25 protein-coding genes and 2 pseudogenes are annotated in these 26,397 nt (G+C 58.3%); 12 read left to right on the forward strand and 15 right to left on the reverse strand.

What is annotated here, in order from left to right:
- Window positions 1–208: 208 nt before the first annotated feature.
- On the reverse strand, window positions 209–562 hold the full coding sequence (gene erpA / locus KUV86_RS07120) for an iron-sulfur cluster insertion protein ErpA (protein WP_206942076.1): 354 nt from the start codon (window positions 560–562) through the stop codon (window positions 209–211).
- A gap of 244 nt (window positions 563–806) precedes the next feature.
- Window positions 807–1,841 carry an N-acetyl-gamma-glutamyl-phosphate reductase gene (argC, locus tag KUV86_RS07125; protein WP_222162274.1) on the reverse strand — a complete coding sequence of 345 codons (1,035 nt, stop codon included), beginning with the start codon at window positions 1,839–1,841 and terminating at the stop codon, window positions 807–809.
- Between the two features lie 255 nt (window positions 1,842–2,096).
- Between argC and KUV86_RS07130 the strand changes: the two genes are divergently transcribed.
- From KUV86_RS07130 to KUV86_RS07150, 5 genes are all read left to right on the forward strand, one after another.
- Window positions 2,097–3,998: a chloride channel protein gene (locus KUV86_RS07130; protein WP_222162273.1), complete on the forward strand. Its 1,902-nt coding sequence runs from the start codon at window positions 2,097–2,099 to the stop codon at window positions 3,996–3,998.
- A gap of 9 nt (window positions 3,999–4,007) precedes the next feature.
- Window positions 4,008–4,439, forward strand: a complete 432-nt coding sequence (gene hemJ, locus KUV86_RS07135) for a protoporphyrinogen oxidase HemJ (RefSeq protein WP_206942082.1) — start codon at window positions 4,008–4,010, stop codon at window positions 4,437–4,439.
- Window positions 4,436–5,287: a hydroxymethylpyrimidine/phosphomethylpyrimidine kinase gene (locus KUV86_RS07140; protein ID WP_261397563.1), complete on the forward strand. Its 852-nt coding sequence runs from the start codon at window positions 4,436–4,438 to the stop codon at window positions 5,285–5,287. Before hemJ ends, KUV86_RS07140 begins: the two co-directional genes overlap by 4 nt.
- A 165-nt stretch (window positions 5,288–5,452) precedes the next feature.
- On the forward strand, window positions 5,453–6,745 hold the full coding sequence (hemL, locus tag KUV86_RS07145) for a glutamate-1-semialdehyde 2,1-aminomutase (protein WP_222237904.1): 1,293 nt from the start codon (window positions 5,453–5,455) through the stop codon (window positions 6,743–6,745).
- A gap of 12 nt (window positions 6,746–6,757) precedes the next feature.
- Window positions 6,758–7,999, forward strand: coding sequence for an AAA family ATPase (locus KUV86_RS07150; protein WP_206942086.1), 1,242 nt, complete (start codon window positions 6,758–6,760; stop codon window positions 7,997–7,999).
- Window positions 8,000–8,197: 198 nt separating this feature from the next.
- Here KUV86_RS07150 and KUV86_RS07155 read toward each other — a convergent pair whose 3' ends face one another.
- Window positions 8,198–8,869: a LuxR C-terminal-related transcriptional regulator gene (locus tag KUV86_RS07155; protein WP_206942087.1), complete on the reverse strand. Its 672-nt coding sequence runs from the start codon at window positions 8,867–8,869 to the stop codon at window positions 8,198–8,200.
- 329 nt (window positions 8,870–9,198) lie between these two features.
- Between KUV86_RS07155 and rdgB the strand changes: the two genes are divergently transcribed.
- From rdgB to KUV86_RS07175, 4 genes are all read left to right on the forward strand, one after another.
- A complete protein-coding gene (rdgB, locus tag KUV86_RS07160; RefSeq protein ID WP_222484218.1) occupies window positions 9,199–9,807 on the forward strand; it encodes an RdgB/HAM1 family non-canonical purine NTP pyrophosphatase in 609 nt (202 codons plus the stop codon).
- 2 nt (window positions 9,808–9,809) lie between these two features.
- On the forward strand, window positions 9,810–10,976 hold the full coding sequence (gene hemW, locus KUV86_RS07165) for a radical SAM family heme chaperone HemW (protein WP_222484220.1): 1,167 nt from the start codon (window positions 9,810–9,812) through the stop codon (window positions 10,974–10,976).
- Window positions 10,977–11,014: 38 nt separating this feature from the next.
- Window positions 11,015–11,689 (forward strand): OmpA family protein, encoded by a 675-nt coding sequence (locus KUV86_RS07170; RefSeq protein ID WP_206942090.1) that lies wholly within the window; start codon window positions 11,015–11,017, stop codon window positions 11,687–11,689.
- A gap of 201 nt (window positions 11,690–11,890) precedes the next feature.
- The gene (locus KUV86_RS07175) at window positions 11,891–12,760 is read left to right on the forward strand and encodes a 23S rRNA (adenine(2030)-N(6))-methyltransferase RlmJ (RefSeq protein WP_206942091.1); all 870 of its coding nucleotides are present in this window, start codon (window positions 11,891–11,893) and stop codon (window positions 12,758–12,760) included.
- 82 nt (window positions 12,761–12,842) lie between these two features.
- On the opposite strand, the gene KUV86_RS07180 is transcribed toward KUV86_RS07175, so the two are convergent.
- Window positions 12,843–13,415, reverse strand: coding sequence for a YceI family protein (locus tag KUV86_RS07180; RefSeq protein WP_222484221.1), 573 nt, complete (start codon window positions 13,413–13,415; stop codon window positions 12,843–12,845).
- A gap of 357 nt (window positions 13,416–13,772) precedes the next feature.
- Here KUV86_RS07180 and KUV86_RS07185 point away from each other — a divergent pair, with 357 nt between their 5' ends.
- The 3 genes and pseudogenes from KUV86_RS07185 to KUV86_RS07195 all read left to right on the forward strand — a co-directional run bounded on the left by KUV86_RS07185 (window position 13,773) and on the right by KUV86_RS07195 (window position 15,338).
- On the forward strand, window positions 13,773–13,970 hold the full coding sequence (locus tag KUV86_RS07185; protein ID WP_110649713.1) for a type II toxin-antitoxin system RelE/ParE family toxin: 198 nt from the start codon (window positions 13,773–13,775) through the stop codon (window positions 13,968–13,970).
- A 14-nt stretch (window positions 13,971–13,984) separates the two neighbouring features.
- On the forward strand, window positions 13,985–14,194 hold the full coding sequence (locus tag KUV86_RS07190; RefSeq protein WP_162619536.1) for a HigA family addiction module antitoxin: 210 nt from the start codon (window positions 13,985–13,987) through the stop codon (window positions 14,192–14,194).
- Window positions 14,195–14,297: 103 nt separating this feature from the next.
- Window positions 14,298–15,338, forward strand: a pseudogene (locus KUV86_RS07195) (IS3 family transposase).
- Here KUV86_RS07195 and KUV86_RS07200 read toward each other — a convergent pair.
- The 11 genes and pseudogenes from KUV86_RS07200 to KUV86_RS07250 form a co-directional block, all read right to left on the reverse strand.
- Window positions 15,331–15,999, reverse strand: a pseudogene (locus tag KUV86_RS07200) (IS3 family transposase); the annotation flags it as partial. The pseudogenes KUV86_RS07195 and KUV86_RS07200 overlap by 8 nt on opposite strands.
- Window positions 15,978–16,349 carry a transposase gene (locus KUV86_RS07205; RefSeq protein WP_162619537.1) on the reverse strand — a complete coding sequence of 124 codons (372 nt, stop codon included), beginning with the start codon at window positions 16,347–16,349 and terminating at the stop codon, window positions 15,978–15,980. The gene KUV86_RS07205 and the pseudogene KUV86_RS07200, both read right to left, overlap by 22 nt.
- Window positions 16,350–16,492: 143 nt before the next feature.
- Window positions 16,493–17,656 carry an MFS transporter gene (locus tag KUV86_RS07210; RefSeq protein WP_110649715.1) on the reverse strand — a complete coding sequence of 388 codons (1,164 nt, stop codon included), beginning with the start codon at window positions 17,654–17,656 and terminating at the stop codon, window positions 16,493–16,495.
- Between the two features lie 149 nt (window positions 17,657–17,805).
- Window positions 17,806–18,489, reverse strand: a complete 684-nt coding sequence (locus KUV86_RS07215) for a type 1 glutamine amidotransferase domain-containing protein (protein ID WP_222484222.1) — start codon at window positions 18,487–18,489, stop codon at window positions 17,806–17,808.
- A 30-nt stretch (window positions 18,490–18,519) separates the two neighbouring features.
- Complete coding sequence (locus KUV86_RS07220; RefSeq protein WP_222180565.1) at window positions 18,520–19,557, reverse strand: NADP-dependent oxidoreductase; 1,038 nt, start codon at window positions 19,555–19,557, stop codon at window positions 18,520–18,522.
- An 11-nt stretch (window positions 19,558–19,568) separates the two neighbouring features.
- Entirely contained in the window at window positions 19,569–20,726 is a 1,158-nt protein-coding gene (locus KUV86_RS07225; protein ID WP_222180566.1) for an iron-containing alcohol dehydrogenase, read from the reverse strand.
- Complete coding sequence (locus KUV86_RS07230; RefSeq protein WP_222484223.1) at window positions 20,726–21,145, reverse strand: organic hydroperoxide resistance protein; 420 nt, start codon at window positions 21,143–21,145, stop codon at window positions 20,726–20,728. Before KUV86_RS07230 ends, KUV86_RS07225 begins: the two co-directional genes overlap by 1 nt.
- 104 nt (window positions 21,146–21,249) lie before the next feature.
- Window positions 21,250–22,371 carry an XdhC family protein gene (locus KUV86_RS07235; RefSeq protein WP_222484224.1) on the reverse strand — a complete coding sequence of 374 codons (1,122 nt, stop codon included), beginning with the start codon at window positions 22,369–22,371 and terminating at the stop codon, window positions 21,250–21,252.
- Between the two features lie 20 nt (window positions 22,372–22,391).
- A complete protein-coding gene (locus tag KUV86_RS07240) occupies window positions 22,392–23,567 on the reverse strand; it encodes a cytochrome c (RefSeq protein WP_222484225.1) in 1,176 nt (391 codons plus the stop codon).
- A 61-nt stretch (window positions 23,568–23,628) separates the two neighbouring features.
- Window positions 23,629–25,827, reverse strand: coding sequence for a xanthine dehydrogenase family protein molybdopterin-binding subunit (locus KUV86_RS07245; protein ID WP_222484226.1), 2,199 nt, complete (start codon window positions 25,825–25,827; stop codon window positions 23,629–23,631).
- Complete coding sequence (locus KUV86_RS07250) at window positions 25,824–26,294, reverse strand: (2Fe-2S)-binding protein (protein ID WP_206856383.1); 471 nt, start codon at window positions 26,292–26,294, stop codon at window positions 25,824–25,826. Before KUV86_RS07250 ends, KUV86_RS07245 begins: the two co-directional genes overlap by 4 nt.
- Window positions 26,295–26,397 lie beyond the last annotated feature (103 nt).

Raw genomic sequence — 26,397 nt, forward strand, 5'->3', positions numbered from 1 at the left:
AACTACCATGGCGAGTTGCGGCGAGGGGGTCAAGCTGGGGAAGAATCCGCTGGGCCAACGCTGGGCGTGTTGCCAGGGGCATGCCCGGGGATCGACCAGGCCGAGGGAACCGGGTCTGAAGGGAGTCTTGGGGAGAACCTAAGGAGTCGCTAGCCTGCAACGAAAGACGCAGCCCTTGGGCTGCGTCAGATGTCTGGCTTGCGGCGGGTTACACCATGAACGATGCACCGCAGCCACAGGTCGTGGTGGCGTTGGGGTTCTGGACCAGAAAGCGAGCCCCGGCCAGGCCCTCTTCGTAGTCAATGGTCGAGCCCACCAGGTATTGGTAGGACAGCGGGTCAACCACCAGCGAAACGCTGCCGAAAGGGATTTCGGTGTCGTCGTCGTTGAAGCTGTCGGCGACGTCGAAGCCGTATTGAAATCCTGAACAGCCGCCACCTGTGACATACACGCGCAGGGCGATCTTTTCGGCACCGTCCTCGGCCATCAGCGCCTTGAGACGACGCTGTGCGTTGTCGGACAGCAGCAACGGAGTAGGAACAAAGGATTCGGCACCGCTCATTAGGAGCTCCGGGGGTCAGGTCACATGGAGTGTCATTCCTGGCGTCAGGCGCCAGAGACGAACAACACCGGGTATTATCCCTAAACCAGAGTAAAAGGGTCAACTTTTCCAAGGAGGTAGCGCCGCGCCGCCAGCGTGACGGCACGACAGCGTGTTCCTTCTCATGTCTCTCGCGACCTATCGCGCCATCTTCCCGTGGTGACCTGTCTGTCCCGGAAAACCGTCGGGGCAGGGTTTCCGTCGGTCAGGGCATGATGGCTGGGGCATCGAGTCCCGCCGTCTCATCAAAGTCGAACATCAGGTTGAGCGCATGGATGGCCTGCCCCGACGCCCCCTTGACCAGGTTATCGATGACCGCAAGCACGACAACCGTATTGCCGTTGCCAGGGCGATGGACGGCGATACGGCAGAGATTGGCGCCTTTGACACTGCGGGTCTCCGGATGGCTGCCTGCGGGCATCACATCGACAAAGGGTTCATTGGCGAAGCGCTCTTCGAAGCGCTGCTGAAGGTCGCCAGGATCGCCGGTGAGCTGTCCGTAGAGCGTGGCATGTATGCCACGGATCATCGGTGTCAGGTGTGGCACGAAGGTCAGGGCAACATCCTGGCCTGCGGCATCCCCAAGACCCTGCCGTATCTCAGGTAGATGGCGATGACCAGAAGCGCCGTAGGCCTTCATGGATTCGCTCGCCTCGGCCAGCAGGGAGGGAACCTTTGCGCCTCTGCCCGCACCGGTCACCCCGGACTTGCAGTCGGCGATGAGCTGCTCAGGATCGATCAGCCCTGCTTCCAGCAGCGGCAGGAAGCCGAGCTGTACGGCGGTAGGATAGCAACCCGGTACAGCAATCAGCCGCGCTTGCTTGATCTGGTCGCGATTGACTTCCGGCAGGCCGTAGACGGCTTCTTCAAGCAGTCCTGGAGCACCATGAGGCTGGCCGTACCATTCGGCCCACACGTCAGCGTCGCGCAGGCGAAAATCTGCTGACAGGTCGATAACGCGAGTGCCGCGCTCGAGAAGATCCCCCGCCAGCGCATGAGCAACGCCGTGGGGCGTGGCGAAGAATACCGCATCACAGGCTGCGAGACGCTCTGGGTCAGGTTCACTAAAGCACAGTCCGTCATAGTGACCGCGCAGGTTGGGGTACAGTTCGGCCACGCCGAGACCTGCTTCGCTGCGTGAGGTGATGGCATCCACCTCGACGCCAGGGTGGCGAGCCAGCAGTCTGAGCAGTTCGACACCGGTGTAGCCGGTACCGCCGACGATTCCAACCTTGATCACGTGATGCTCCTTTGCACTTTGCTCTATCAGCGCATTGCCTGAACGATAAGTAGCCCATTGCCGGCGCAATACCGGCCTGGCGCCAAGGCCCCGACGCATTCGGGAGGTCCCCGGGGCAGAGCCAAGTCATGCCAGCCGTCTGGGTGCCGGGTCCCGTTCTATGATACACAAGAGACAGTCACTTCACTCGAGCCTTGGCCACTTGGGTGTGACAGGGACCCGCCCTCTGCCTTCACGGAAGGAAACAAGGAAGCCATGCGCCTGCCAGATCTCAGTCTCGATGCCTTCCGCCGCCAGCTGGCGAGCGTCGATGCCCTGCCGCAACTGTGTGTACTGGGCATTGCGACCGGCTTGATCACCGGTAGTTTGATGGTGGTGTTTCGCCTTGCACTGATGCTGGGGGCGATGCTGGTCATGCCCCATGACGACCCTGAGGCCTTCGAACAGCTGTCTACCGGGCTGCGCATGGTACTCCCGATCCTGGCGGTGACCATCATCGGGTTTGCGTTGTGGCGTCAGCCGTTGGCGGCCCGCAAGATTGGGGTGAGCCATGTCATCGAGCGCCTGACCTATCACCAGGGACGCTTTCCGCTGCGTAACTGGCTGAATCAATGGTGGGTCGGGGTGGTGACGGTGGTAGGCGGTCTCTCTGCCGGGAGGGAGGGGCCCGCGATTCACCTGGGCGCCGCGGCCTCCAGTGGGCTTGGCCAGTTGCTGCGCCTTCCTCACAACAGTCTGCGTGTGCTGGTGGCCTGCGGTACCGCGGCCGGTATCGCGGCTTCCTTCAATACCCCTATCGCCGGGGTGATCTTCGCCATGGAAGTGGTGATGATGGAGTACACCATTGTCGGCTTCATGCCGGTGATCCTGGCGGCCTGCATGGGGGCTCTGGTATCGCAGCTGGTGTATGGCGCCGAGCCCGCCTTCGCGGTGCCCGACCTGGCCCTGGGATCGCTATTCAATATTTATTGGATTGCCGTCATGGCCTTTGGCATCGGATTGCTGGCGGGGTTGTTCATTCACGTGTCCCGTTCCGAGAGACTGGCACGCCTGCCGCTGTGGTGGCGGTTGACGATGGTCGGTGCCCTGGCGGCGTTACTGGCCTGGTGCTATCCCCAGGTACAAGGCATCGGCTATGACAGCCTGTCAGATGCCCTGTTCAATCGGCTGGCACTCGACATTCTGTTGGCCCTGGTGCTTGGCAAGCTGCTGCTGACGGCGTTCGCGGTAGGTTGCGGTGTGCCGGTCAGCATCATTGGCCCGGTGCTGGTGATTGGCGCAGCAGCGGGAGCCATGTTCGGTCTGGCCGGGACCTGGCTGTGGCCTGAAAAGGCGGCCGATCCCGGCCTGTTCGCCATGATTGGCATGGCGGCAATGATGGGAGCGGTGCTGCAGGCGCCTCTCGCTGCGTTGATGGCACTGCTGGAGCTGACCCATATTCCGCACATCCTGCTACCGGGCATGCTGGCAGTGGTCGTTGCGGGCCTCACCACCCGGCAATTGTGTCGTTGCGATGGCTTCTTTATCAGCGTCAAGCTGCACGGCCTGCATCCGCTCCAGCAACCGTTGATGCAAGCACTGTCCCGGGTGTCGGTGCCTGCGGTCATGGAACGCAGCTTGGTGAGAACCAAGCGGCGTGTCTCCGAGGGACAAGCTCGCGCCTTGCTGGAGGCCAAGCCTGTCTGGATCATTATCGAGCGATCCACGGATGACAAACCGACCCTTGCCCTCAAGGCCGCGGATCTGGCGCGCTACTTGATCGAGCAAGATGAGCGGGAGGCAGCGGCCAAGGATAAGGTCAGTGATCCGGACGACAGCATGATGGAAGCGTTGATAGAGGCAGAATCGCCAGCGGAGAGCATTGCTGGCAAGAACGTGGATCGCTCCCCCCTGCGCTCGCCTCCACCGGAAACCGAGCAGGCCGAGGACAAGCAGGCGTTGCTCGACCTGCTGGAAATACCCGGTCAGCGACTCGACCTGGTGCCCATCCACCTACAGGCAACACTGACGGAAGCATTGAACGTGCTGAACGAAAGCAAGGTCGATGGACTCTATGTAGAACATGGTTATCGACCGAAGCAGAAACGAATTTCCGGTATCATCACCCGTGACGCCATCGAGCGGTACTACCGCCTGTCTGATTCATCCACAGCCTGAGGAGTTGACATGTACCTGTGGATAAAAGCCTTTCACCTGATGTCCATCGTGACCTGGTTTGCGGCGATGTTCTATCTCCCCCGCCTGTACGTGTACCACGCCCAGGCTAGAGACAAGGGTGAGTACGCAACCATGGACACCTTCATGGTCATGGAGCGCAAGCTGTATCGCGGCATCATGACCCCCTCCATGGTGGCTGTGCTGTTGTTTGGCGCCCTGCTGGTATGGCTCAACCCTGGCTGGATGAGTCAGGGCTGGCTGCATGCCAAGCTGGCATTGGTGGTAGCGCTGGTGGCCTATCACCATGTTTGCCTGATCTACCTGAAGCAGCTGGCAGCAGACCGCTGCCGACGCAGTGCCACGTTTTTCCGTGTCTTCAATGAGCTGCCGGTGCTGGCGCTGGTAGCGATCATCATCCTGGCTGTGGTGAAACCCTTTTGAATAGCTTGAACGCGGAATATTCACCCCATCTGCCGACAGTGCTGGTGCTGTCGGGCCATGACCCTACCGGAGGTGCTGGGCTGGTCGCTGATGCCGAGAGCGTGGCGGCTTGCGGCGGTTGGGCGATGACCATTCCTACCGCACTGACGGTACAGGATCTGCGTGATGTGCACTCGCTGCATCCGCTGCCGGCGTCTTGCATCAGAGAGGCGGCCAAGGCACTGGCCTCGCTGCCGATTGCGGCGATCAAGATTGGCTTGATTGCGGATCTGGAAGGGCTCGATGCAGTGGTTGACGTGATCAAGCGGCGACCGGGAATTCCCGTGGTGGCAGATCCTGTGTTGAGAGCGGGAGGCGGAGCATCACTGGCGACCCAGGAGTTGATCGATGCCTATCGGCAGCAATTGCTCCCGATGATCGATATCCTGACCCCGAACCGTGGTGAACTGGCACGGCTGGCCGGAGCCGACTATCAGGATGACACGGAACGCTGTGTCAGCCTGATGCACCAGGGATGTCAGGCCGTGCTGGTGACCGGCACCGATGACCCCGAACCCGGCAAGGCGCGCGACACGGTGTCTCACACCCTGCATACGCCCGATAGCGATCGTCAGTGGACGTGGCCACGACTACCTGCAAGCTATCATGGGTCCGGCTGCACCTTGGCTTCCGCCTTGGCAGCGCGGCTGGCGGCAGGTGAAACTCTGGTACAGGCTTGCGAACAGGCCCAGGTCTTCGCCTGGCAGGCGCTGGCCCACGGCTGGGATCCTGGCCACGGCCAGTCGCTGCCTCGCAGGCTGTGGAAAATGCCGACGCCACGCTTTTCGCCAGACGAGGTCAAGGTATGATGGGTAGCCTGCGTCATATGTCACCGAATCGGGCAACTTGCGAGACATTTGGGCCACATTCACCGGGTTATCCCATGCCCTCCACAGGGTTATCCACAGGCCTTCATTCACCGTATCGGTGCCTAGCACCGACGACAGAACTTACACTTGGGCAAAGAGGTTTCCATGACCACATCCGCTGAGCTCTTCGAACAGGCCTGTCGGCACATCCCCGGTGGCGTCAATTCACCGGTGCGCGCGTTCAAGGGGCTGCATCGTCCGCCAGTGTTCATGGAGAGTGCGCAAGGCGCCTATCTTGTTGACGTCGAAGGCAAGCGCTATGTCGACTACGTCGGCTCCTGGGGGCCGATGATCACCGGTCACGCCGATCCTGATGTGCTTGGCGCCGTGCGTGAGCGTCTGGACAAGGGGCTGTCCTTCGGTACCCCCACCGCGGTCGAAACGACCATGGCGGACCTGATCTGCGAGATCATCCCGAGCATCGAGATGGTGCGCATGACCAATTCCGGTACCGAGGCGACCATGTCGGCGATTCGCCTGGCTCGCGGCTACACCGGGCGTGACAAGATCGTGAAGTTTGAGGGTAACTATCACGGTCACAGTGATTCGCTGCTGGTGAAGGCAGGGTCCGGCGCCTTGACCCATGGCGAGCCGAGTTCCCCTGGGGTACCCGCTGCGTTGGCTGAGCACACTATTACCTTGTCCTACAATGACAGCGACGAGGTGGAACGCTGCTTCGAGGAAATCGGTAGCCAGATTGCCTGCATCATTGTCGAGCCGGTGGCCGGCAACATGAACTGCATTCCGCCCAACCCGGACTTCCTCAAGACACTGCGTCAGGTGTGTGACCGCCATCAGAGCGTATTGATCTTTGACGAGGTGATGACCGGGTTCCGGGTGGCTCTGGGTGGCGCCCAGGCCCACTATGGGGTGACGCCTGACCTGACCTGCCTGGGCAAGATCGTCGGTGGGGGCATGCCGGTAGGCGCCTTTGGCGGCAGCCGCGAGATCATGAGCGAACTGTCTCCGTTAGGGCCGGTTTACCAGGCGGGCACCCTCGCGGGTAACCCCTTGGCGATGGCCGCGGGGGTGGCCCTGCTGAAGAAATTGCGTGAGCCTGGCTTCCATAATGCGCTGGCACAGCGTGTCGAGACCCTCTGCAACGGCTTGGAAAGCCGGGCAAGAGCGGCGGGTGTGGATCTCATCACGCAGCGTGCGGGGGGCATGTTCGGCCTGTTCTTCACCGCCCAGAGCAGCGTGGAGAACTTTGCCCAGGCCACTGCCTGTGATGCGGATGCCTTCCGCCGTTTCTTTGCCGCCATGCTGGATCAAGGGGTCTATCTGGCGCCCTCCGCTTATGAGGCCGGTTTCATGTCCAGCGCTCACACGCCGGAAGATATTCAGCGTACTCTGGACGCCGCAGAACACGCCTTTGCACAGATGACGACCCAGGCCTGAAAGGAGCCGACCATGACTGGCAATGACGCCGCTTCGCCGGACACCGCGCTGGAGCCCTTTACCCTGGAAGAACTGCTGGATGTGCTGGCAGAGTTTCACGCCGAGCCGTTGCCGCCCGAGGTGGCACTGCCCGATGCGCTAAGCGTGCTGAAACAACGCAGCGAGGCAGAACACAGCGCCTGCAAGGCCCTGCTGTCCGGTGACGAGGACGTACAACGTCTGGCGTCACTCAAGGTGTGGCTGGACCAGGAGTTCGATCGACTGGCCCCGATCATCGAAGTTCGCCAGGACCGTTTGCGCCCGAGCCGCTGGTACATGGAGTATTCCGATGTACGGCTTTGCGATAACGGCCGCCTGGTGGTGGCCCAGAGTGCTGCCCAGGACCCGCAGCCCTTTGACTATCCTGAGATGGCCGACCCAGGCCATGATCTGGCAAGCCTCAGGGTTGAGCTGGAGCTGCGCGGAGAGATGACGCTGTCGCATCAGGCTCTGGACGGTTACCTGCGCCGCAGCGGCGACTACGAGCTGGCGCGGATTCTGTCGCTGCTGCAGGTCATCGAGGCAATGGCGGGCATGCGTCGTGTGCTGCAACGTCGCTTCACGTCGGGTCATGAGCGACCCGCGCTGATGGCCGAGACCATGAATGCCTTCCGTCGCTATCTGACGTTGGCGGAGCGACATGCCGAGTTCCGGTTCCCTCCGTTGGTGATCGGTGTAGGCGTCTCCGGCAGTGGCAAGAGCCGCTTCACCAAGACACTGGTGGGTCGCCTCGGAGCGGTAAGACTGAGTTCAGACGTGCAGCGCATGTTGCTGCATGGTTTTAGTCCACAGGCCGAGGGCGATGGTCTGCCTGTGGATATCTACACCCGAGAGGCAACAGACAAGACCTATCAGCGGCTGGCGACCTGTGCGGGTATCCTGCTGGATGCCGGCTATATGGTGTGCGTCGACGGGACTTTCCTCGAGCGCGGTCAGCGTGAGCTGTTGCGATGGCAGGCGGAAGCCAGAGGCCTGCCGGTACTGCTGGTCAGCTTTGAAGCCGATGACGAGACCCTGCGACGTCGTATCAGCAAGCGGGCGGTTCGCAATGAACGGGACGAATCACTGAGTCTTGCCGTGCTGGCAGCGCAGCAGGATGCGTTCGAGGACTTCACTGACGAGGAAAGGCTGCATCTGGTGCGCCTCGATAGTACAGCAGACAATGCTGCAGAGACCTTGGCAAGCCTGATTGAAGAGCACATTCGCGTCCTCTAGTCGGCGCGATGGTGGTAGCGAGTGGTCGGCGCGTTGATGGTAGCGAGTGGTCGGCGCGACGATGGTAGCGAGCCAGCAGAGGCCGTGAGTGTCTACCCAAGGCTTGACGATCACATCATTGACTATGGCATGAGTGCAGAGCACGGACGCCGGCAATGGCCGGCGTCCGTTTTTCTTTTGATCAGCGCATGGCAGTGATCAGCGCATGGCAGTGCTACGTCTGGGGGGCGGGGCGCCGAGGTTCTGGCGAGCCCAGTTGACGGCTTGCAGGCGGTTGCTGACCCGAATCTTCTTGAACACGTTATAGAGGTGGGACTTTACCGTGTGTTCGCTGACGCAAAGACGCTCGGCGATTTCCATGTTGGATGCCCCCGACCCCAGCAGGCCGATGATTTCCATTTCCCGCTGGGTCAGTCCACAGGCAGGACGATAGGCATTGAGCTGCTGGCGTCGCGAAAACTCGATGAGCCGGGTCATCAGCGACCGCGACATCCACAGGTCGTCGGACTCGAACAGCTTGGCGATCCCCTTGCAGATGCTCTCCAGGCTGTCTTGACGATAGAAGACACCACGTAGATGCATAAAGGAGAGCACCTCCAGCGCATGCTCTTCATCACGCAGGTTGAAGGCAGTGAGCAACAGCCCATGATGGTGAGAGCTGACATCCTGCCAGTGCTGCATGGCGGTGTCGTCCACATGGTCGGCATCCATCAACACCAGCACCGGCTGGGAGTCATCGACATCAATGGTGTCGGCAGGTGCAGCGATGGATACAGGGCAGTGGAACTGATCCTTGATGTAATTGATAAAGAGCAGCGACTGAGGGTTGTGGTCAGTCACCAGCACTATCTGTCCTGTGGCGTGGCTCATCGTCGTGTCTCCGTGCATCCGCTGCCGTCTGCCCTCGGCGGATGGGCATGACTAAGTCGTGTTGGTCATTATGCGCCTATTTTATATCTTTTGTAAGATTCTGTAACACCTGCACAGTAAAGTTTGCCAAAAAACGGCTCCCGTGAACAAAACAACGACCGGACGAGGGGCTCTACCCGCCTTTGACGGCATGATATGGCGGCATTTTTCTGGTTCACGTATCAGTATTTGTGCTGAATCGGAACTCATCTTGCCCATGCTAGAGTATAGGCAAACATTCCGGCGTATCGCCGGGGATTTCAAGATACTTTCCACCAATGAGCGAGACCATGAGCCACCTGACAGAACTCGTGCTGGCAAGCGGCAATGCCGGCAAACTAAGGGAGCTGGGCGAGATGTTGGCCCCCTTGGGTATCAAGGTGCAGGCCCAATCGGATTTCGACGTGAAAGAGGTCGAGGAGACGGGGCTGACGTTTGTCGAGAACGCGTTGCTCAAGGCGCGAGAAGCCAGCCGAGTGAGTGGCCGTCCAGCCCTGGCTGACGATTCAGGACTGGCAGTGGATGCCCTGGCCGGACGTCCGGGGATCTATTCGGCGCGCTTTGCTGGCGAGCCCAAGGATGATGACCGCAACAACGATGCATTGCTTGAGGCGCTGGCCGACGTGCCTGAAGGCAGCCGTGGTGCCAGTTACTGGTGCGTACTGGTATTGCTCGAGCATCCCGAGGATCCCGTGCCGTTGATCGTGCAGTCTCACTGGCGCGGCGAAATTCTTGCCCATCCGCGCGGGCAAGGTGGATTCGGCTATGATCCGCTGTTCTGGCTTCCTGACCAGGGCGCAACCGCGGCAGAGCTGAGCGCTGCCGAAAAGAACCGGCTCAGCCACCGCGGTCGTGCCTTGTCTCAGCTGCTGGCCGAACTCGAACGGGCCAAGCAGTGACGATGGCTACCCTGCCCCCACTGTCGATGTACGTGCACGTACCCTGGTGCGTGCGCAAATGTCCGTACTGTGACTTCAACTCACACGGCGTTGGCCGACAGGCAGAGTTGCCGGAAGAGGCGTACCTGTCTGCCTTGTTGGCCGATCTCGACAACGACGCTGGTCTGGCCCAGGGGCGTGAGCTCACCAGTATCTTTATTGGTGGAGGGACGCCGAGCTTGATGTCCGGCCACTTTTATCAGCGTCTGCTCGATGAAGCGCGCAAGCGGCTGCCCTTTGCCGCTGACATCGAAATCACCCTCGAGGCCAATCCGGGGACCCTCGAGAGGGGCCGCTTCGCGGCCTACCGAGAGGCGGGTATCAATCGTCTTTCCCTCGGTGTCCAGAGCTTTCATCAGGAACAGCTCAAGGCCTTGGGGCGCATTCACAGCGGTGAAGATGCGCTTCACGCGGTGACCGAGGCGCGTGAGGCGGGCTTTGATAATCTCAATCTGGATCTGATGCATGGCCTGCCCGGGCAGACGCCGCAGCTGGCTCTGGCAGATCTCGAGCAGGCCATTGCCCTGGCGCCGGAGCATCTCTCCTGGTACCAGCTGACGCTGGAACCCAACACCGAGTTTCATGCTCATCCGCCGACGCTGCCCGAGGAAGAAGTGCTCTGGGATATCCAGGATGAAGGTCATGAGCGCCTGGAGGCCGCTGGCTTTCAACGCTATGAAATTTCAGCCTATGCCCAGTCAGGCAGACGCGCGAGACATAACCTCAACTACTGGCGCTTTGGGGATTATCTCGGCATCGGTGCCGGGGCTCACGCCAAGATCAGCCAACCCGGCGCGACCGGGTTCGCCATCGAGCGGCGCTGGAAGACCCGCCAGCCAGAGGCGTATCTGCGCCGCTTGAACGATCCCCGGGGCTTCATTGCTGGACATCGACGTGTCACAGATGATGAGGTGGCGCTGGAATTCGCCATGAACGCACTGCGTCTGGTGGAGGGCGTACCGGTTGAGACCTGGCAGGCGTGCACAGGACGTCCGTTTGATGAACTGTCGCCGAAGATCGACAGGGCGCGTGAAAAGGGACTTATTGTGCAAGATGCCGCCAGGGTTCAAGCTTCTGCCCAAGGTCTATTATTCTTGAACGACCTTTTGACCCTGTTCAGCGATGACTGAAAGGGACAATGTAATACATGGAAGGAGACGTTGACGCTATGAGCCGCAAGATTCGACTGATTGCCCCACTGGCTGCCGCCGTGATTCTGGCTGGTTGCTCCACAACGGACCCTTACACTGGCCAGACCGATCGTAACAACACCGGTATCGGCGCTGCCGTGGGCGCCGCAGTGGGCGCAGCGGCAGGTGCCATCAGTGGTGACGGTAGCACCAGCAAGCGCGACCGTGCGCTGATCGGGGCCGCCGCCGGTGCTGCTGTTGGTGGCGGGATTGGCGTTTACATGGACCGCCAGGAAGAGCAGTTGCGCCAGAGCATGCAGGGCACCGGTATCGGTGTAGAGCGCCAAGGCGACAACATCGTGCTCAACATGCCGAGTAGCGTGACCTTCGGCTTCGATTCCGCCGATCTCACCGGCAGTGCCACCAGCGCATTGAATGATGTGGCGAATGTCCTGACCCAGTATCCGGAAACCCGCATCAACATCGCTGGCCACACCGACTCTACCGGTGACGCCAGCTACAACCAGCGCCTGTCCGAGCGACGCGCGCAGTCCGTCGGCAGTTACCTGCAAGGCCAGGGCGTGGCGTCCAACCGCCTTTATGTCAGCGGCTATGGTGAAAACCAGCCGGTGGCCAGCAACAATACCGAGGAAGGTCGCGCGCAGAACCGTCGCGTCGAGATCACCCTGACGCCGACCGGCCAGCAGGGATAAGACGACACGCCTGATTCCAGGCCCGTCGACATCAAGGCCCGCGCTCCGAAAGGACGCGGGCCTTTGTGTTGGCTGGAGCGGTCAGGCATTCGGCAGATGCCTTCCGCGACCTCTGGGCGATTGTCCCGCTATCATAGTCCTCTTTATCCTGCGATGGATGACCGCGGATTCCCCATCGCGATGCACACCAGGCGGAATGCCATGCTCTCTTATCAACACGCTTACCATGCCGGCAATTTCGCCGATGTTCACAAGCATTTATGGCTTTACAGTGTTACCGAACACTTATTACGTAAAGATAGTGCTATTACGTTTGTAGATACGCATGCGGGACGAGGTAGCTATCCTCTCGCTGCCGCTGAAACGGCACGTCTCAAAGAGTACGAAACCGGTGTTCAGCGGCTGTGGGTATCTCGTCACCAAGGCGACGTGAAAGAGCAGGAGCTGTTGAGTGCCTGGCTCGATGCTGTCGCCTCGTTGCAATCAGGGTCGACAGGATTGTCCCACTATCCTGGTTCGCCCTGGTGGCTGGGGCATCGTCTGCGCAAGCAGGACCGCCTTCGCTTGTTTGAGCTGCACCCGGGTGAGCACGGCCATTTGACCCAGCAATCGCTGGTGGATGCTGACACGCTGCCGCTTATCCAACGCATCCATGGTGATGGACTGGCGGGATTGAAATCCCTGGTGCCGGTGAAAACACCAAGGCTTTGTGTGTTGATGGATCCCAGCTTCGAGCAGAAGTCCGAGTACCAGGAGGTGGCCAGGACCCTGGTACATGTGCTCGGCAAGGTTCGGCATGCCGTGATCATGCTGTGGTACCCACTGCTGCCGGCTGGACGTCATCAGGACATGCTGGAGGAGCTGCGCTCAAGCGGTGTGCGCAAACTGTGGCGCAGCGAGGTCAGCCTGGCCCCTCCTGGCGAATCCCGTCACGGCATGTACGGCAGCGGCATGTTGATCGCTAATCCTCCCTGGGGCGTCGACCAGCGCATGGGCGCTGCCATCGACACCTGGCTTCCATTGCTGGGACCTCAGGCTCGTCATGAACAGCACTGGTGGGTAGAAGAGTAGGGCGCCAGGCCCAGGTTCTGAGCCACCATAGAGTTGCTACCTGGCGCCACACCAGCAGCTCCCGGACGGATGCGAACCGCGCCTAGGGCGATTCGAACAGCAGCCGAAAACCCACCGGCGACGTCCGCGCGATGGAAGACAGGCCGGCGATATCTTGAAGGGTGGCGATACCCTGGACGAGCCCCAGTGAGGAGGCGTCGACCCAGATCGGCTGATCGGAGACGACCAGCCAGCGCGATTCGGAAAGTCGAACGACCATCACTGTGGCGTCATAGTCGCTGCCAGCAGCGCCTAGAGTGACGCTAACGGGTACCCGGGCCAAGAGCGTGTTGCCGGGCATCAGCGACGCAAACTGCATGGGGTCCAGGTTGCTGCTGATCGCCAGGCTAGGAGTCGGGAACAGGTGCTCTTGCATGCGCTCATCGCGAATATCGATACCGCTATCGAGAGAGGCGGTGGTGGCCTCGATAGCCACCTTGCCGTCGTCGTCGATATTGCCCGTTAGCGAGTCAACGACATGCGTTTCACCGACGCTTTCATTCTTCACTGAACCGAACCACAGGCGTGATTCGTCATCCATCAGGTTCCAGTCTGCCGAGGCGTTGGCCGATAGGCAGGCAAGTCCGAGGGCGGCTGACATGACTAGCGCTTTCATGAGCGACTCCTGAAGGGGGCAGCATGTCCCTCCAGTGTAGAGAGTCGCTCACTATCTTCTGTACGCAGCGACCCCCGGCATTGTGCCGTAGCGGCTTGAGAAGGGCGTATGCGGTCTGACGAGCGCTGTCACTTCCCGATGCAGAATCTAATAACCCAAACAAAAACAATAATTTATAAACATGCATGGAGCACATGCGGAGTGCAAAAAAACTGCGATAAAAGCGCAAATATTTGTGTTTTTTTCAGAACCGGCTCCTGATCACCCATTTCAATACTGGGATAAGTGGGAAACTGGGAACCCTGCATACGCTTCAATTGTGATATCCAGCTGTTGAGGCTGCCTCGTAGCACCTTCATGTTAGCCTTAGATATAATAACATCACTCTCCAAACAGGTTCGTTCTCATTTAAACGATGTTGACGCACAGCAATTGCAGGTAAACCTGTCTGGATGGTGTTCAAACAAGGTATACAAACAGTATCGCCTGATCTTTCGCTGGGAAGACAGTACCGTCTTGGATGCGTATCTAGCCTCCCATGCGTACAAGGGTTAGTGGAGACTATAGTTATGAGAACTACAAAACGTCGTCCGGTGACCGTGGGCCAAATGCTGGTCACCGAGCTCCTGGAGCCGATGAACATTGAAATCAGTGAACTGGCTGAAGCAATGGGTGTGCACAGAAATACCCTCAGTCGGATTGTTCACGACAAAGGCACCCTGACCGCGCCTATGGCTATCAAGCTGGCAGCGGCTCTGGGAAATACACCGGAGTTCTGACTGAACATTCAACACGCGGTTGAGTTATGGGATGTTTGCAGTGGTTCAATGATTCCGGACACCAACGAAGGTGGTAAGATCGCCACCATAAACGAGGTGTCTGATGACCAGAAAGCGACGTTCCTTTACTCCTGAATTCAAGCAGGAAGCAGCCAGCTTGGTGCTGGATCAAGGTTACAGCATTGCCCAGGCGAGTACGTCCCTGGGAGTGGGTGAAAGCGCCCTCCGGCGATGGGTTCAACAGCTAACGGATGAGCGCGAAGGGATCACCCCGAAGGGCAAGGCCCTAACCCCGGAGCAACGCCGTATCCAAGAGCTGGAAGCCCGCTGTAATCGGCTGAACGGGAGTAGGACATATTAACCACTCTCTTGATGTCGGACGAGATGAATCGTACGCGCTGATAGACCGATTGAGGGAGCAGGAGTCTACGGAATTGGTCTGTGAAGCGTTTGATGTCAGTCGTTCCAACTATTACGAGTACCGCCACCGGCGGAGCCACATTGACGTTGAGCGTCTGGCCCTGAAGGCTCAGGTAAACCGCTTGTTCACCAAGAGCCGCAGCTCTGCTGGCAGCCGGACGATTAAGGACATGCTCAGCGACGAAGGCATCACTGTTGGCCGCTTCAAGGTTCGGCGCCTTATGAACGAACTGGGGCTGATCTGCAAACAACCAGGCCCTCACGCCTACAAACAGGCCACTGTTGAACGGCCGGATATCCCAAACCATCTGGCTCGTGAATTTGCGTTAGACCAACCCAACCAGGTCTGGTGTGGTGATATCACCTACATCTGGAGTGGCCAGCGGTGGAGCTATCTGGCGGTCGTGTTGGATCTGTACGCTCGCCGGGTTGTTGGCTGGGTCATGTCCTCCAGTCCGGATGCCAATCTGGTTGTAAAAGCTCTGGATCACGCCTGGGAACAGCGTGGTCGACCAGAAAAAGTCATGTTCCATTCGGATCAGGGAAGCCAATACGCTAGCCGTAAGTTCCGCCAGAGGCCCTGGCGCTACCGGATGACCCAAAGCATGAGCCGGCGTGGCAAATGCTAGGACACTACAACCGGCAACGACCTCATGCATTCAATGGTGGCATTTCGCCTGTTGCTGCTGAGGAAAAACTTAAAATACTGTCCGGGATTAGTTGACCACTATAGCATTATCGGTGCACTGTCCCGGTCCATTCATACTGTGACGGACCTGGTGCTGCTTCAGAAGCGCTTGCGTCTTGTGGGCCCGGTACTCGATGCCCCGATCCGTATGGAACAACAAGCCGAGCGCCGGCTGTCGCGTCTTGAAAGCCTCTCTCAGGGTCGCTCGCGAGAAGTCGGCATTCAGATTCTCACCCAGTCGCCAACTGACGATGCGACGGGAGAACAGATCCAAGACAACGGCCAGAAACACGTACTTCCGGCCCATCTTGATGTAGGTGACATCGTTGCTGCAGTGCTGATTGGTCGCCTCTGGCCTGGGCGCTTCCAGTCGGTAGTTGGGGAGTGTTTTGGCCGAGTCTCGGCGCTTGGTCATTTGCCGATAGACGCGCGTGACACGCGCCTTCATGCCCCATTCCCGCATCAGGCGAGCCACCTGGTTCTCGCCGACCTCAATGCCTTCCCGTCGTAGCGACTGATACACGCGAGGGCTCCCATACCGGCCGTTGCTCGCGTTATAGGTGCGACGGATCTTGAGCAGCAGATCGGCGTTCTCTGACACTCTCTGGCTGGGCTTTCGGTTCACCCAGGCGTAGTAGCCGGACCGCGAGACATTCAGGTGGCGGCACAGCGTCTTTACTCCGTGTTCCCGTCGGTGTTTCCAGACGAACCGGAACGCTTCCGTCGTTCCTCGGCCTGAAAACGTTGAAACTTTTTTAGGATGTCGTTTTCCTCATGAAGCTCGGTGACCTGGCGCTTCAGGCGGTTGATCTCATCCTGCTCTTTGATTTGCTGCTTGGCTTGGGCGGGTGCTTTTTTGACACGCTTCATGGCGAACTTTCCCTCACGGTATTCCTTTCGCCAGCGTGACAGCATGAAGGGATGAATATCCAGCGCTTCCGCTACGCCCTTAACACTCCGGTGGGCCTGGTGGCTCCATTCCACCGCTTTGACTTTGAACTCAGTGCTGTACTGCTGGTTTTTCTTCCCCGTGATCATTTCCGGCATCGGTTTTCTCCTGCTTGGGAGTTAGCGATGCGTGCCCACTTAACTGTGGGGAAGTCCAAGCCGGCACCGAGTGGATTGTTAAATCAATGCCGGAGTGACGCGTGGCAGGAATAATCTTTACTTCAAAGCGTTCAAAATAATCATCACGTTATATTGGCTTTATCATTCAAACTGATGTGGTGACTAAAGCTGTATATCCCGAAGGCAAGAACTATAAAGCCCGCTGCAACTACATTCAGAGATTCGGTTCCGAGTGTTTGGTATACATGCTTTCCAATAAATGTGGAGAACGAAACTCCCAGATAGATGGCGGATGTGTTCAGGCCAAGAACAATCGGCGCACTGGATGGCGCAGTTTTAACTAGTTGGTGCTGCAAAGGCACCAAACAGCCCCAGGCCAAGGCGCCCCATACCACAATGGGCACCACCGCCATTACGGGCGAAGATGAAAGCAATGGCCAAATCAAGAAGTCCAGGCCCAGTAATCCGAGCCCTGCAAAGATGACCGTCCTGCCGCCCCATTTGTCAGTTAATCTACCCGCAGAGAAGGTTCCTATAGTCGCTGCAACACCCCAGCAAGCCATCAATAAAGCCAAAGTCTGGCCATTACCAGCGGTGGCGGGCTCAAGAAGAACACTGGCGTAGCTATGCACGATGTATGACCCGGTCATCAGGAACAAGGTTGTTCCCAGGACTCCCAAAATGGAGAGTCTCTTGATCGGTTTTAGAAGATCCAAGGGTCTCTTTCTTGTGACTGGCTTAAGGGCAGGGTCAAGTAAAAATACCAGTCCGATAGCTGCCAAACTGGCCAGGATGGCAACGAACCACATACCAAGCCGCCAGTCACCAAAACTCGTTGAGAGGGCAATTCCCAATGGCGCCCCAATAGCGGTCGAGGCACTCAGCCCGGCTGTTATCAAGGATAATGAACGCGCCCAGTATTCCTGTGCAACTATTGCGGTGGCTGCAGCTCCGGCAATTGGCATATACAAGGCACAACCAAAGCCCGCCAAGGCTCGGCCAGCAATTATCAGTTCAAGATCAGAAGATGCTGCAGATAGGATATGCCCTACAGCCAGGACAGCCATACCAAAGATCAGAATTGGCTTGTAAGAAAAATTCACAAGTAGCGTGGCGGAAATAGGTGTCATCAATGCATATGCAGCAGCAAAGGCGGCAATCATGCCTGCAGCTGTTCCGACATTGACATTAAGGCTCTCTGCAACCTCGGGTAGCAGGCCCGCCATAATGAAACTACCGGTGCCAATAGCGAACATTCCAAAAGACAGGATGAGTAGCTTTTTCATGAGGGATTACATTATCGAGTGCCCACTTGTCTCTTGGATGCCAAAAGGCAAGTGGGCCCGGTGAGGGAAAAGGGCCAGCCTGAATCATATCCCGGCCGACTTCGCTGGTTTGGTTCAGCTTTCGAGGGTAATAACGCCCTGAGTCCAGATTAGTTGGATGCTATAAGCGTTAACAACGCTTGGGCAGCAGCCTCCGAAGAAGCTGGATTTTGCCCGGTGACCAAAAGACCATCAGTAACCACATATGACTGCCAGTCATCACCACAACTGTAGCTGCCTCCATGTTCTTTCAGCATGTCCTCCACGAGGAAGGGAACTACGTTAGTGAGGCCGACCGCCTCCTCTTCTGTATTGGTGAACCCGGTCACCCGCTTATTCCTAACGAGGGGGAATCCATTGTTGTCTTTAACGTGTTGGAGTACTCCCGGGGCGTGACAAACTGCAGCCACGGGTTTATCCGCGCGAATTGCGCTTTCGATGAGCGCGATGGACTCGGAGTTCTCAACCAAATCCCACAGCGGGCCATGGCCGCCAGGGTAGAATACGGCGTCGAAATCGGAAACCGCCACGTCTGCGAGTTTGACCGTTGAAGCCAGGGCTGCGACGGCTTCGGTATCAGCGTCAAAACGATGCGTAGCATCCGTCTGAAAATCAGGCTCATTGCTTTTCGGGTCTAACGGCGGCTGTCCTCCATTGGGCGACGCCAATACGATATCCGCTCCCGCGTCCTTGAAGGCGTAATAGGGCGCAGCCAGTTCTTCAAGCCAGAAGCCAGTTTTCTCGCCGGTATCCCCCAGCTCATCATGTGAAGTCAGTACCATTAATATCTTCATCGCTTGCCTCAATTAATCACAGATTCTGTGTTATGCGCGACGACCTACGCGGATAACCCGTTTACCAAAATTTTCGCCCCTGAGAAGGCCTATGAATGCCTCGGGGGCATTTTCCAAGTCATCAATGATTTCTTCTCGATACTTGATGTTTCCGGCTTCGACCCAGTCACCCATTACTTCAGCGAAGTCCTGGTAGAGATGGCCGAAATCCTCGAAGATAATGAATCCCTGCACCTTGAGCCTTTTGCGCAGAATCACCGACATCAGCCAGTTCATCCTGTCTGGGCCCTGCGGTAGTTCGGTGGCGTTGTACTGCGATACAAGTCCACATACCGGTACCCTCGCGTTGGTATTCAGAAGCGGAACCACAGCATCGAGGACCCTGCCGCCTACATTCTCGAAATAGACATCAACACCGTCCGGACACGCGTTGGTTAGCTGGTCTGCGAAGTCAGGTGAAGTGTGATCAAGGCACGCATCAAACCCCAACTCTTCGACCGCATAAGCACACTTTTCCGGGGTACCGGCAATACCAACTACGCGGCACCCAAGGAGCTTACCGATCTGACCAACAGTGGCACCTACCGGGCCGGTTGCTGCAGCCACCGCTATGGTTTCTCCGGACTGCGGCCGACCGATCTGTGTTAATCCGGCCCAGGCAGTGAACCCGGGCATGCCTAGCACCCCCAACGCCCAGGACGGATGTGCCGGTGAGGAACCCAGGTTAATCACCCCTTCCCCGTCTGACAGCGAATAGTCCTGCCAACCATTGCCACTTAACACCCAGTCTCCCGCCGAGAAGCCCTCGATATGAGACGACACAACCCTTGCGACTGTTCCGCCGACCATGACTTCGCCCAGTTCCACCGGGGCCGCGTAGGAGGGTGCATCGCTCATCCTGCCCCGCATGTAGGGGTCAAGAGACAGGAATTCCGTGCGCAAGAGCATCTGATTATTCCCAACCGAGGGAATCTGCTCTCTGACAAGTTTAAGTGTGTCTTTCGTCGGCTCGCCTTTCGGACGTTTCGCAAGCACGAACTTTCGGTTCACCGTTTCAATGTTTGTCATGATTGCTCTCCCTACAGTGCTGCTTCGAGTATCCGACGGGCATCTTCAGGAGCAATCACACCGTATTCCCCGAGTGCAGTCATGCCATGCTCCTGTAGGCCGGTGACAATCTGATCAATTTCGGGTTCGGCGATGCCATAATCCCGCAGCTGTGTTTTTATCCCCATCCGCTGAAAGAATTCCCGTGTCGCTTCAATGGCAGCATCAATGCGGTCCTCCTCACCGCCATCAACAATCCCCCAAACATTACGGGCATACTGAAGAAGTTTTTCTCGTTTCGGGACACGTTGATCATTCAGAAGTGAAGGCAGAACAATCGCCAGCGTGCGAGCGTGATCGGTATCATTCAGCGCGGTAATTTCGTGACCAATCATATGAGTGGCCCAGTCTTGCGGTACCCCGGCTCCAATCAATCCATTCAAAGCCATCGTTGCTGTCCACATCAGGTTGGCGCGGGTATCGTAATCATCCGGTGTCTCGAGTGCCTTGGGTCCAAGCTCGATTAAGGTACGCAGCAGAGTTTCAGCGAAACCATCCTGGACGAAAGCAGAAACAGGGTATGTCAGATACTGCTCAACTGTGTGGACAAACGCGTCTACCACGCCATTCGCGACCTGGCGGGGAGGTAGGGTGTAGGTAACCTCGGGATCGAGTACCGAAAATGTGGGATAACAATGAGGGCTGCTAAATGGAAGCTTAGCGCCTTTTTCAGCATTCGTAATCACTGCGCCTGAGTTCATCTCAGATCCGGTTGCAGGCAGCGTTAGCACAGTGCCGAATGGGATCGCTCTCGTGATAACTGAACCACGTGTCGTGAGGATTTCCCAGGGATCACCGTCATAGTCTGCAGCCGCTGCAATAAACTTGGCTGCGTCGATGACGGATCCTCCGCCGACGGCAAGCACGAATGTCACATCCTTTTCCCGGATCGTTTCAACTGCTTTCAGCGCTGTAGCGTAGCGTGGGTTCGGCTCAATGCCGCCAAACTCATAAAACGTATGGGCAGAGAGTGCATCACGTACCTGAGCCAGCACACCGGTCCGTTCCGCACTGCCACCACCGTATAGAACAAGAACTCTCGCATCAGCGGGAACGTGGTCTTTAATATCTGCGATGGTGCCTTTACCGAATAATATTCGAGTCGGGTTTCTGAAGTTAAAGTTCTTCATTATTCGGTTGTCTCCGTTTCTATGTGTAGGCGAACATCCACGTTGCCGCGAATCGCGTTAGAGTATGGGCAGAGCTCATGCGTCGCTTCGATTAATCGCTCGGCGTCCGAACTGGCCATCCCGGGCAAATGAGCTGTAATATCGACTTCAAGGCCGTAACCGCCCTCGGTTAGTTGGCCTATGCCCACTTCGATCGAGGTTTTGGCCCCTTGTGCGTCCACCTTCAGTTGCTTCGCCATGAGCTGCATGGCGTTGTCAAAACAGGCGGCATAGCCAAGAGCAAACAACTGTTCAGGATTAACACCGGTAACGTTGCTACCAGGCGGTACCATTTGCACGGAAAAGCTTCCGTCATTCAGTGTGGACGTTCCTGACCGCCCGCCAGATGCCGTGGCAGCCGTTTTGTAAAAAACCTTCATTATTGACCTCCTGTTTATTAGACCGGTCGTATATTCGCCCGACAAAAAAATGTTCTTCAAACCGCCATTCGGCGGCCTATCAACTCGATTGCGCCCTCAAGCGGCTAGTGAATTGCGCCACTTCGGTGCATGAGCATGCCGCCACTGCGCCCACGCAGAACGGCACTGATTTCCGATACTATCGCCATAGCGACACTTTCAGGGGTGTCTCCCCCCAAATCCAACCCCACGGGATAATGCAATTTTTCTCGTATCACTTCCGACCCATTCCACTCATCCATCCCGGACAGCAAGCGTTCAGTCCGGTATCGTGGCCCCAACTGCCCGACATAACTGGCGCGGCTTCTCAAGGCCAGCGATAGCCAGTTTTTGTCCTGCTCAAGACTATGCGTCATGATAACGACGGCCGCGTTATCAAGGAGCTCTTCTGTCGATAACAGCGAATCATGACTCTCAACTACCCGTACCTCGTCAGCCGCAGGAAACCGTGACGGGACGGCGAACGTGGCGCGACCATCGATGACAGTGACGTGCCAGCCCAGCATTTTTGCAAACTTGGCCAGCGGTTGAGCGTCATGCCCAGCACCGAAAACCACGAGCTTTTGTGGTGGTGACACCAGCTCGATAAACACTTCAATGCTGCCGTTTGGACCACGATATTTTTGTACCCGAGATCGACCGTTCGCCATCACCGACTTCATATCGGCAAGAACAGACGGCCGGATAGCGTCATCCCTCAGGCCGCCCTTCAGTTCACCCGAGTGCGCAAGTATCAGGCGCTCACCAATGGTAACCCTGGAATCATCGGGCGCCCCGATGACGGTGGCAACCACCGCCTGCTGCATATCGGCTCTCACACGTTTAAGGATATCCACCAAATCGGACTGGATGTCGGGAGTAACCCGCTCAAACAGCAAATGCACCTTGCCATCACACCCTAGTGCGAAATGATAGGAGGTATCACTGGCCTCGCCCTCCTCGTCCGTGCTGTAACTGCGCACGGTCGGCCCATCTGAGGTCAGCCAGAAGGCCTTACGGATGACATCCTGCTCCAGACAGCCACCACTGACCGTGCCTTCCGACTGTCCCATCGAGGAAATCAGCATACGCGCGCCCGGCCGCCGGTAGGCCGAGCCTTCGACCTTCACCACCGTCGCGAGAACGAACTCCTCGCCGGCGCGCTCCTGATTCTCGATCGCCTCTAACAGCGACACCAATCCCGACATCCTGGAATACCCGTGTAGGTTTAATGCAAGGCCGCAGCCTGACGTTCCCGGATCTGCTCCGGTGTCACCTCCGCGTCCAGGCCACCGAAGTGTTGCAGAACGAAGGTGGCCAGGGCCGACAGCTCATAATCGTTGTAAACGGTTCCGAAATCCGGCATCCGGTGGTTCACCGGCAGCGAGGACGCCGGATTGCCTTCCATCAGTATACCCATCAGATTCCGCGCCTTCGGATCGTGAACCGTTTTCAGGCCCGCCAGGGTCGCAGCCGGCGACTGGTTACCCTCTCCGTTCCACTGATGACAGCTGGCACAGGCCTCGGCAAACACCTTGCTGCCCAGCCCGGGCTGCTCCGGCGCCGCCAATGTGTCTGCCAGGGGCGTCGGCCGGGGCAAGCCGGTGGCCTGTGGCTCGGTCTGTTTCAGATAGGTCGCTATCGCCCGCAGATCCCGGTCGTTCAGGTGCCGCAGGCTCAGCTCGACGACCTCTGCCATGGGGCCGCCGGCAACGCCCAGGCCCTCGGCATAGCCCTGCCTGAAATAGTTCACCAGCTGCTCTTCTGTCCAGGTGCCAATGCCATGGGAATCGCTACCGCTGATGTTGTACGCACGCCAGCCTCCCAAGTCGGCCCCGGCCAGGCGCTCGCTGCTATCCATGGCCTGAAACAGATTTCTCGGTGTATGGCACTCCCCGCAGTGTCCGGGGCCTGTGACCAGATAGGCACCCCGGTTCCAGTCCTCACTGCGATCCGGGTCGGGCTCAAAGCGGCCTTCGTCGAGAAAGAGCAGATTCCAGAAATACAGCCCCCAGCGCTGATTGAAGGGGAACGCGATATCGTTCTCCGGGGCAGACTGCTCTACCGGGTCCAGACTGAACAGATAGGCCTTGATGGCCAGAATATCCTCGCGCGGCATTTTGGTGTACGACGTATAGGGAAAGGCGGGGTAGTAATGATCGCCCTCCGGGCCAATACCCTCTTGCAGGGCTTTGACAAACTGCTCATCGCTCCAGCCGCCGATACCGGTTTCCCGGTCTGGCGTGATGTTGGGCGAATACAGCGTGCCAAACGGCAGTTCGAAGGCCAACCCGCCGGCATAGGGTTCCTTGCCGGGCGCGGTGTGGCAAGCCACGCAGTCGCTCGCCTTGGCCAGGTATTTGCCTTTTTCAAGCATCGCCGCATCTTCACTTGCCAGGGACATCCCGGCTCCGGTCATCAGATACGCGAGCAAACCATAAACCAGCGTTCTCACAGCGCCTCCCTTAAACAATGTAATAGCCTGAACGAGTCAGCGGTAACTGGCGCACACGATCACCGAATGCGGCATGAACAGCGTTGACCAGCGCCGGACCAATCAGCGCAGTACCTGCTTCACCCACGCCTCCCGGTGCCTCCGCGCTGGGCACAATATCCACTTCCACCGAGGGAGCTTCGCCCATACGCAACTGGCGATACTCGTGGAAGTTTTCCTGCTGTACTTGCCCCTGCTCGATCTCGATTTCATTGAACAGCGCCGCCGACAACCCAAACAGCGTGCCGCCTTCCATTTGCGCTTTTACAGAGGTGGGGTTAGTTACCAGGCCACAATCCACCACCGTCACCAGGCGGTCTATACGGATGCCCTTGTCGCCCACCGCCGACAGCTCCACTACTGTCGCCACCACACTGCCAAACACTTCACCGACCGCCAGGCCGCGCCCTCGGCCCTCGGGCAGAGGGTCGCCCCAGTTGCTCTGCCCAGCCAGCCGATCCAGTGCCGAGACTACCCTGGGGCGATGCTGGAGCAGTGTTTTGCGGTACGTCAGCGGGTCGATCCCGGCGTTGTGAGCCAGCTCATCGATGAAGCATTCGACGGCATAAATGCCCCGCAACACCCCCACTCCTCGCCACCAGGAGATGGGCACCACCTCCGGCTCCTCCCGAATATAATGGACCTTGAGATCATCCAGGTGGTACACCGGGTCCACCGCGATTTCAACGGCATCGAAATCCACACCATTGTCTGGCAAGCCACCGAGGTAGCGCGCAATAATCGAACCTCCGGCAATGCGATGGCGCCATCCCGCCGGATATCCATCGTCCCCGATGGCGGCGGTCATGCGGTCAACGTACCGGGGACGGTACATATCGTGGGTCATGTCTTCTTCCCGGCTCCAGGTCAGCTTGACCGGATAATCCACCTTGCTGGCAATCTGGACGGCCTGGGTGATGAAATCAAAATCCAGCCGGCGCCCGAACGCACCACCAATCCACTGGTTATGGATCCGGATCTGCTCCGGGCTGAGCCCGGTGATCGACGCGGCGGTTTGCTGTGCCAGGCCGGGCACCTGGGTACCCACCCAGAGATCGCAACCGTCCGCCTGCACATGGGCCACGCAGGTCATCGGCTCAAGCGGGGAATGGGACAGAAACGGCTGTTCATAAACGGCCTCAAATTGCGTCGCTGCCGTATCCAGTGACTGGTCAATGTTGCCGTTCTCGGCCGCCACCACCCCATCACGGCGGCTGGCCTCGTGCAGTTTCTCACCAACCCGGGCGGAATCGAGTTCACGGTTGGCGCCGTAGTCCCACTCAATGTCCAGGGCCTTGAGAGCCTCAAAACACGCCCAGGTATTCGTGGCCGTAACGGCTACTGCATTCTCCAGAACCACAACGTCCTTTACCCCGGGAATCGCCCGCGCTGCGCGATCAGAAACCTGGCGCACAGTACCGCCGTAGACCGGGCAGGCCCGGGCCGAGGTAATCAGCATGCCCGGGACTTCCAGATCAATGGTGAATTTTGCCTCACCATTCACTTTCGCGGGGGTATCCAGACGTTGCGCCGGTGTTCCGATCAGCCGGAATTCCTCCGGCTGCTTGAGTTCCACGGTCTCGGGCAGGGGATAGGTCGCGGCCAGATCTACCAGCTTTCCATAACCGAGCGCCTGACCATCCGGCCCGAGCACCTGACCGTCCCGGGCCTGGCACTGCCCCGCCTCAACCTTCCAGACCGAGGCGGCAGCCTCAACCAGCAACATTCGTGCAGTCGCTCCGGCCCGCCGCAGAGGCTCCCAGGTATAGCGGGTCGAGGTTGAGCCTCCCGTAGCCTGAAACTGCAGCAACGTGTCGGTATAGAGGTCGGCATCAGGTGGTGCCTCCTGCAGGTCAATCTGGTCAAGCCCGACTTCCAGCTCCTCGGCGACCATCATGGCAATGCCGGTGTGAATGCCCTGCCCCATCTCGATTTTGGGTGAGATCACCGCAACCCGGCCATCATGTCCAACCCGGACGAAGGCACCAAAGCCTTCGGCAAAGCGGTCGCCCAGGGCGCCCTTTTGGGTAGCGACGGCCGCTGCGGCGGCACTTTTGGGCGCAAACGGTGGCAGCCATGCGCTTACCATAAGCCCGCCCATGGCCGCCGCGCTGCCTTTCAGAAACTGCCGGCGGGATGCGCTTTCCTGTGTCAGATGGTTATCGCTCATGGCTGCCAGACTCCTACACTCTCGCTGACGTCCTGAATGGCACTGCGAATCCGGGTGTACGTGGCACAACGGCAGATGTTGCCCGCCATCGCCTGGTCAATCGCGTGATCGTCGATGCGGTTGTTGTTGGCCAGCAACGCCACCGCAGACATAATCTGGCCAGACTGGCAATACCCGCACTGGGCAACCTCATGATCGAGCCAAGCACGCTGGACCTTTTGCGCCAGCGGTTGCTCGCCGATGGCCTCAATGGTGGTGATCTCGCGGCCCGAGACATCGCCCACCGGCATGACACAGGAACGGATGGGCTGGCCATCCATATGGACCGTACAGGCGCCACACTGGGCAATCCCGCAGCCGAACTTGGTACCCGTCAGTTTGAGAATGTCCCGCAACACCCAGAGCAATGGCATGTCACCGGGCACATCCACAACATGGGTCTGATTGTTTACTTTCACCGTCTGCATGGTGCCCTCTTGTCGCCATTAAATCTAAAAGATATCAAACCGATAGATTAGACCGGTCGTATAGCTCCGTCAAGAAACAGCTCAAGATAAGGTCCTAACATCA

The organism is Halomonas sp. DP8Y7-3, assembly GCF_019801675.1.
GTDB lineage: Bacteria > Pseudomonadota > Gammaproteobacteria > Pseudomonadales > Halomonadaceae > Halomonas > Halomonas litopenaei_A.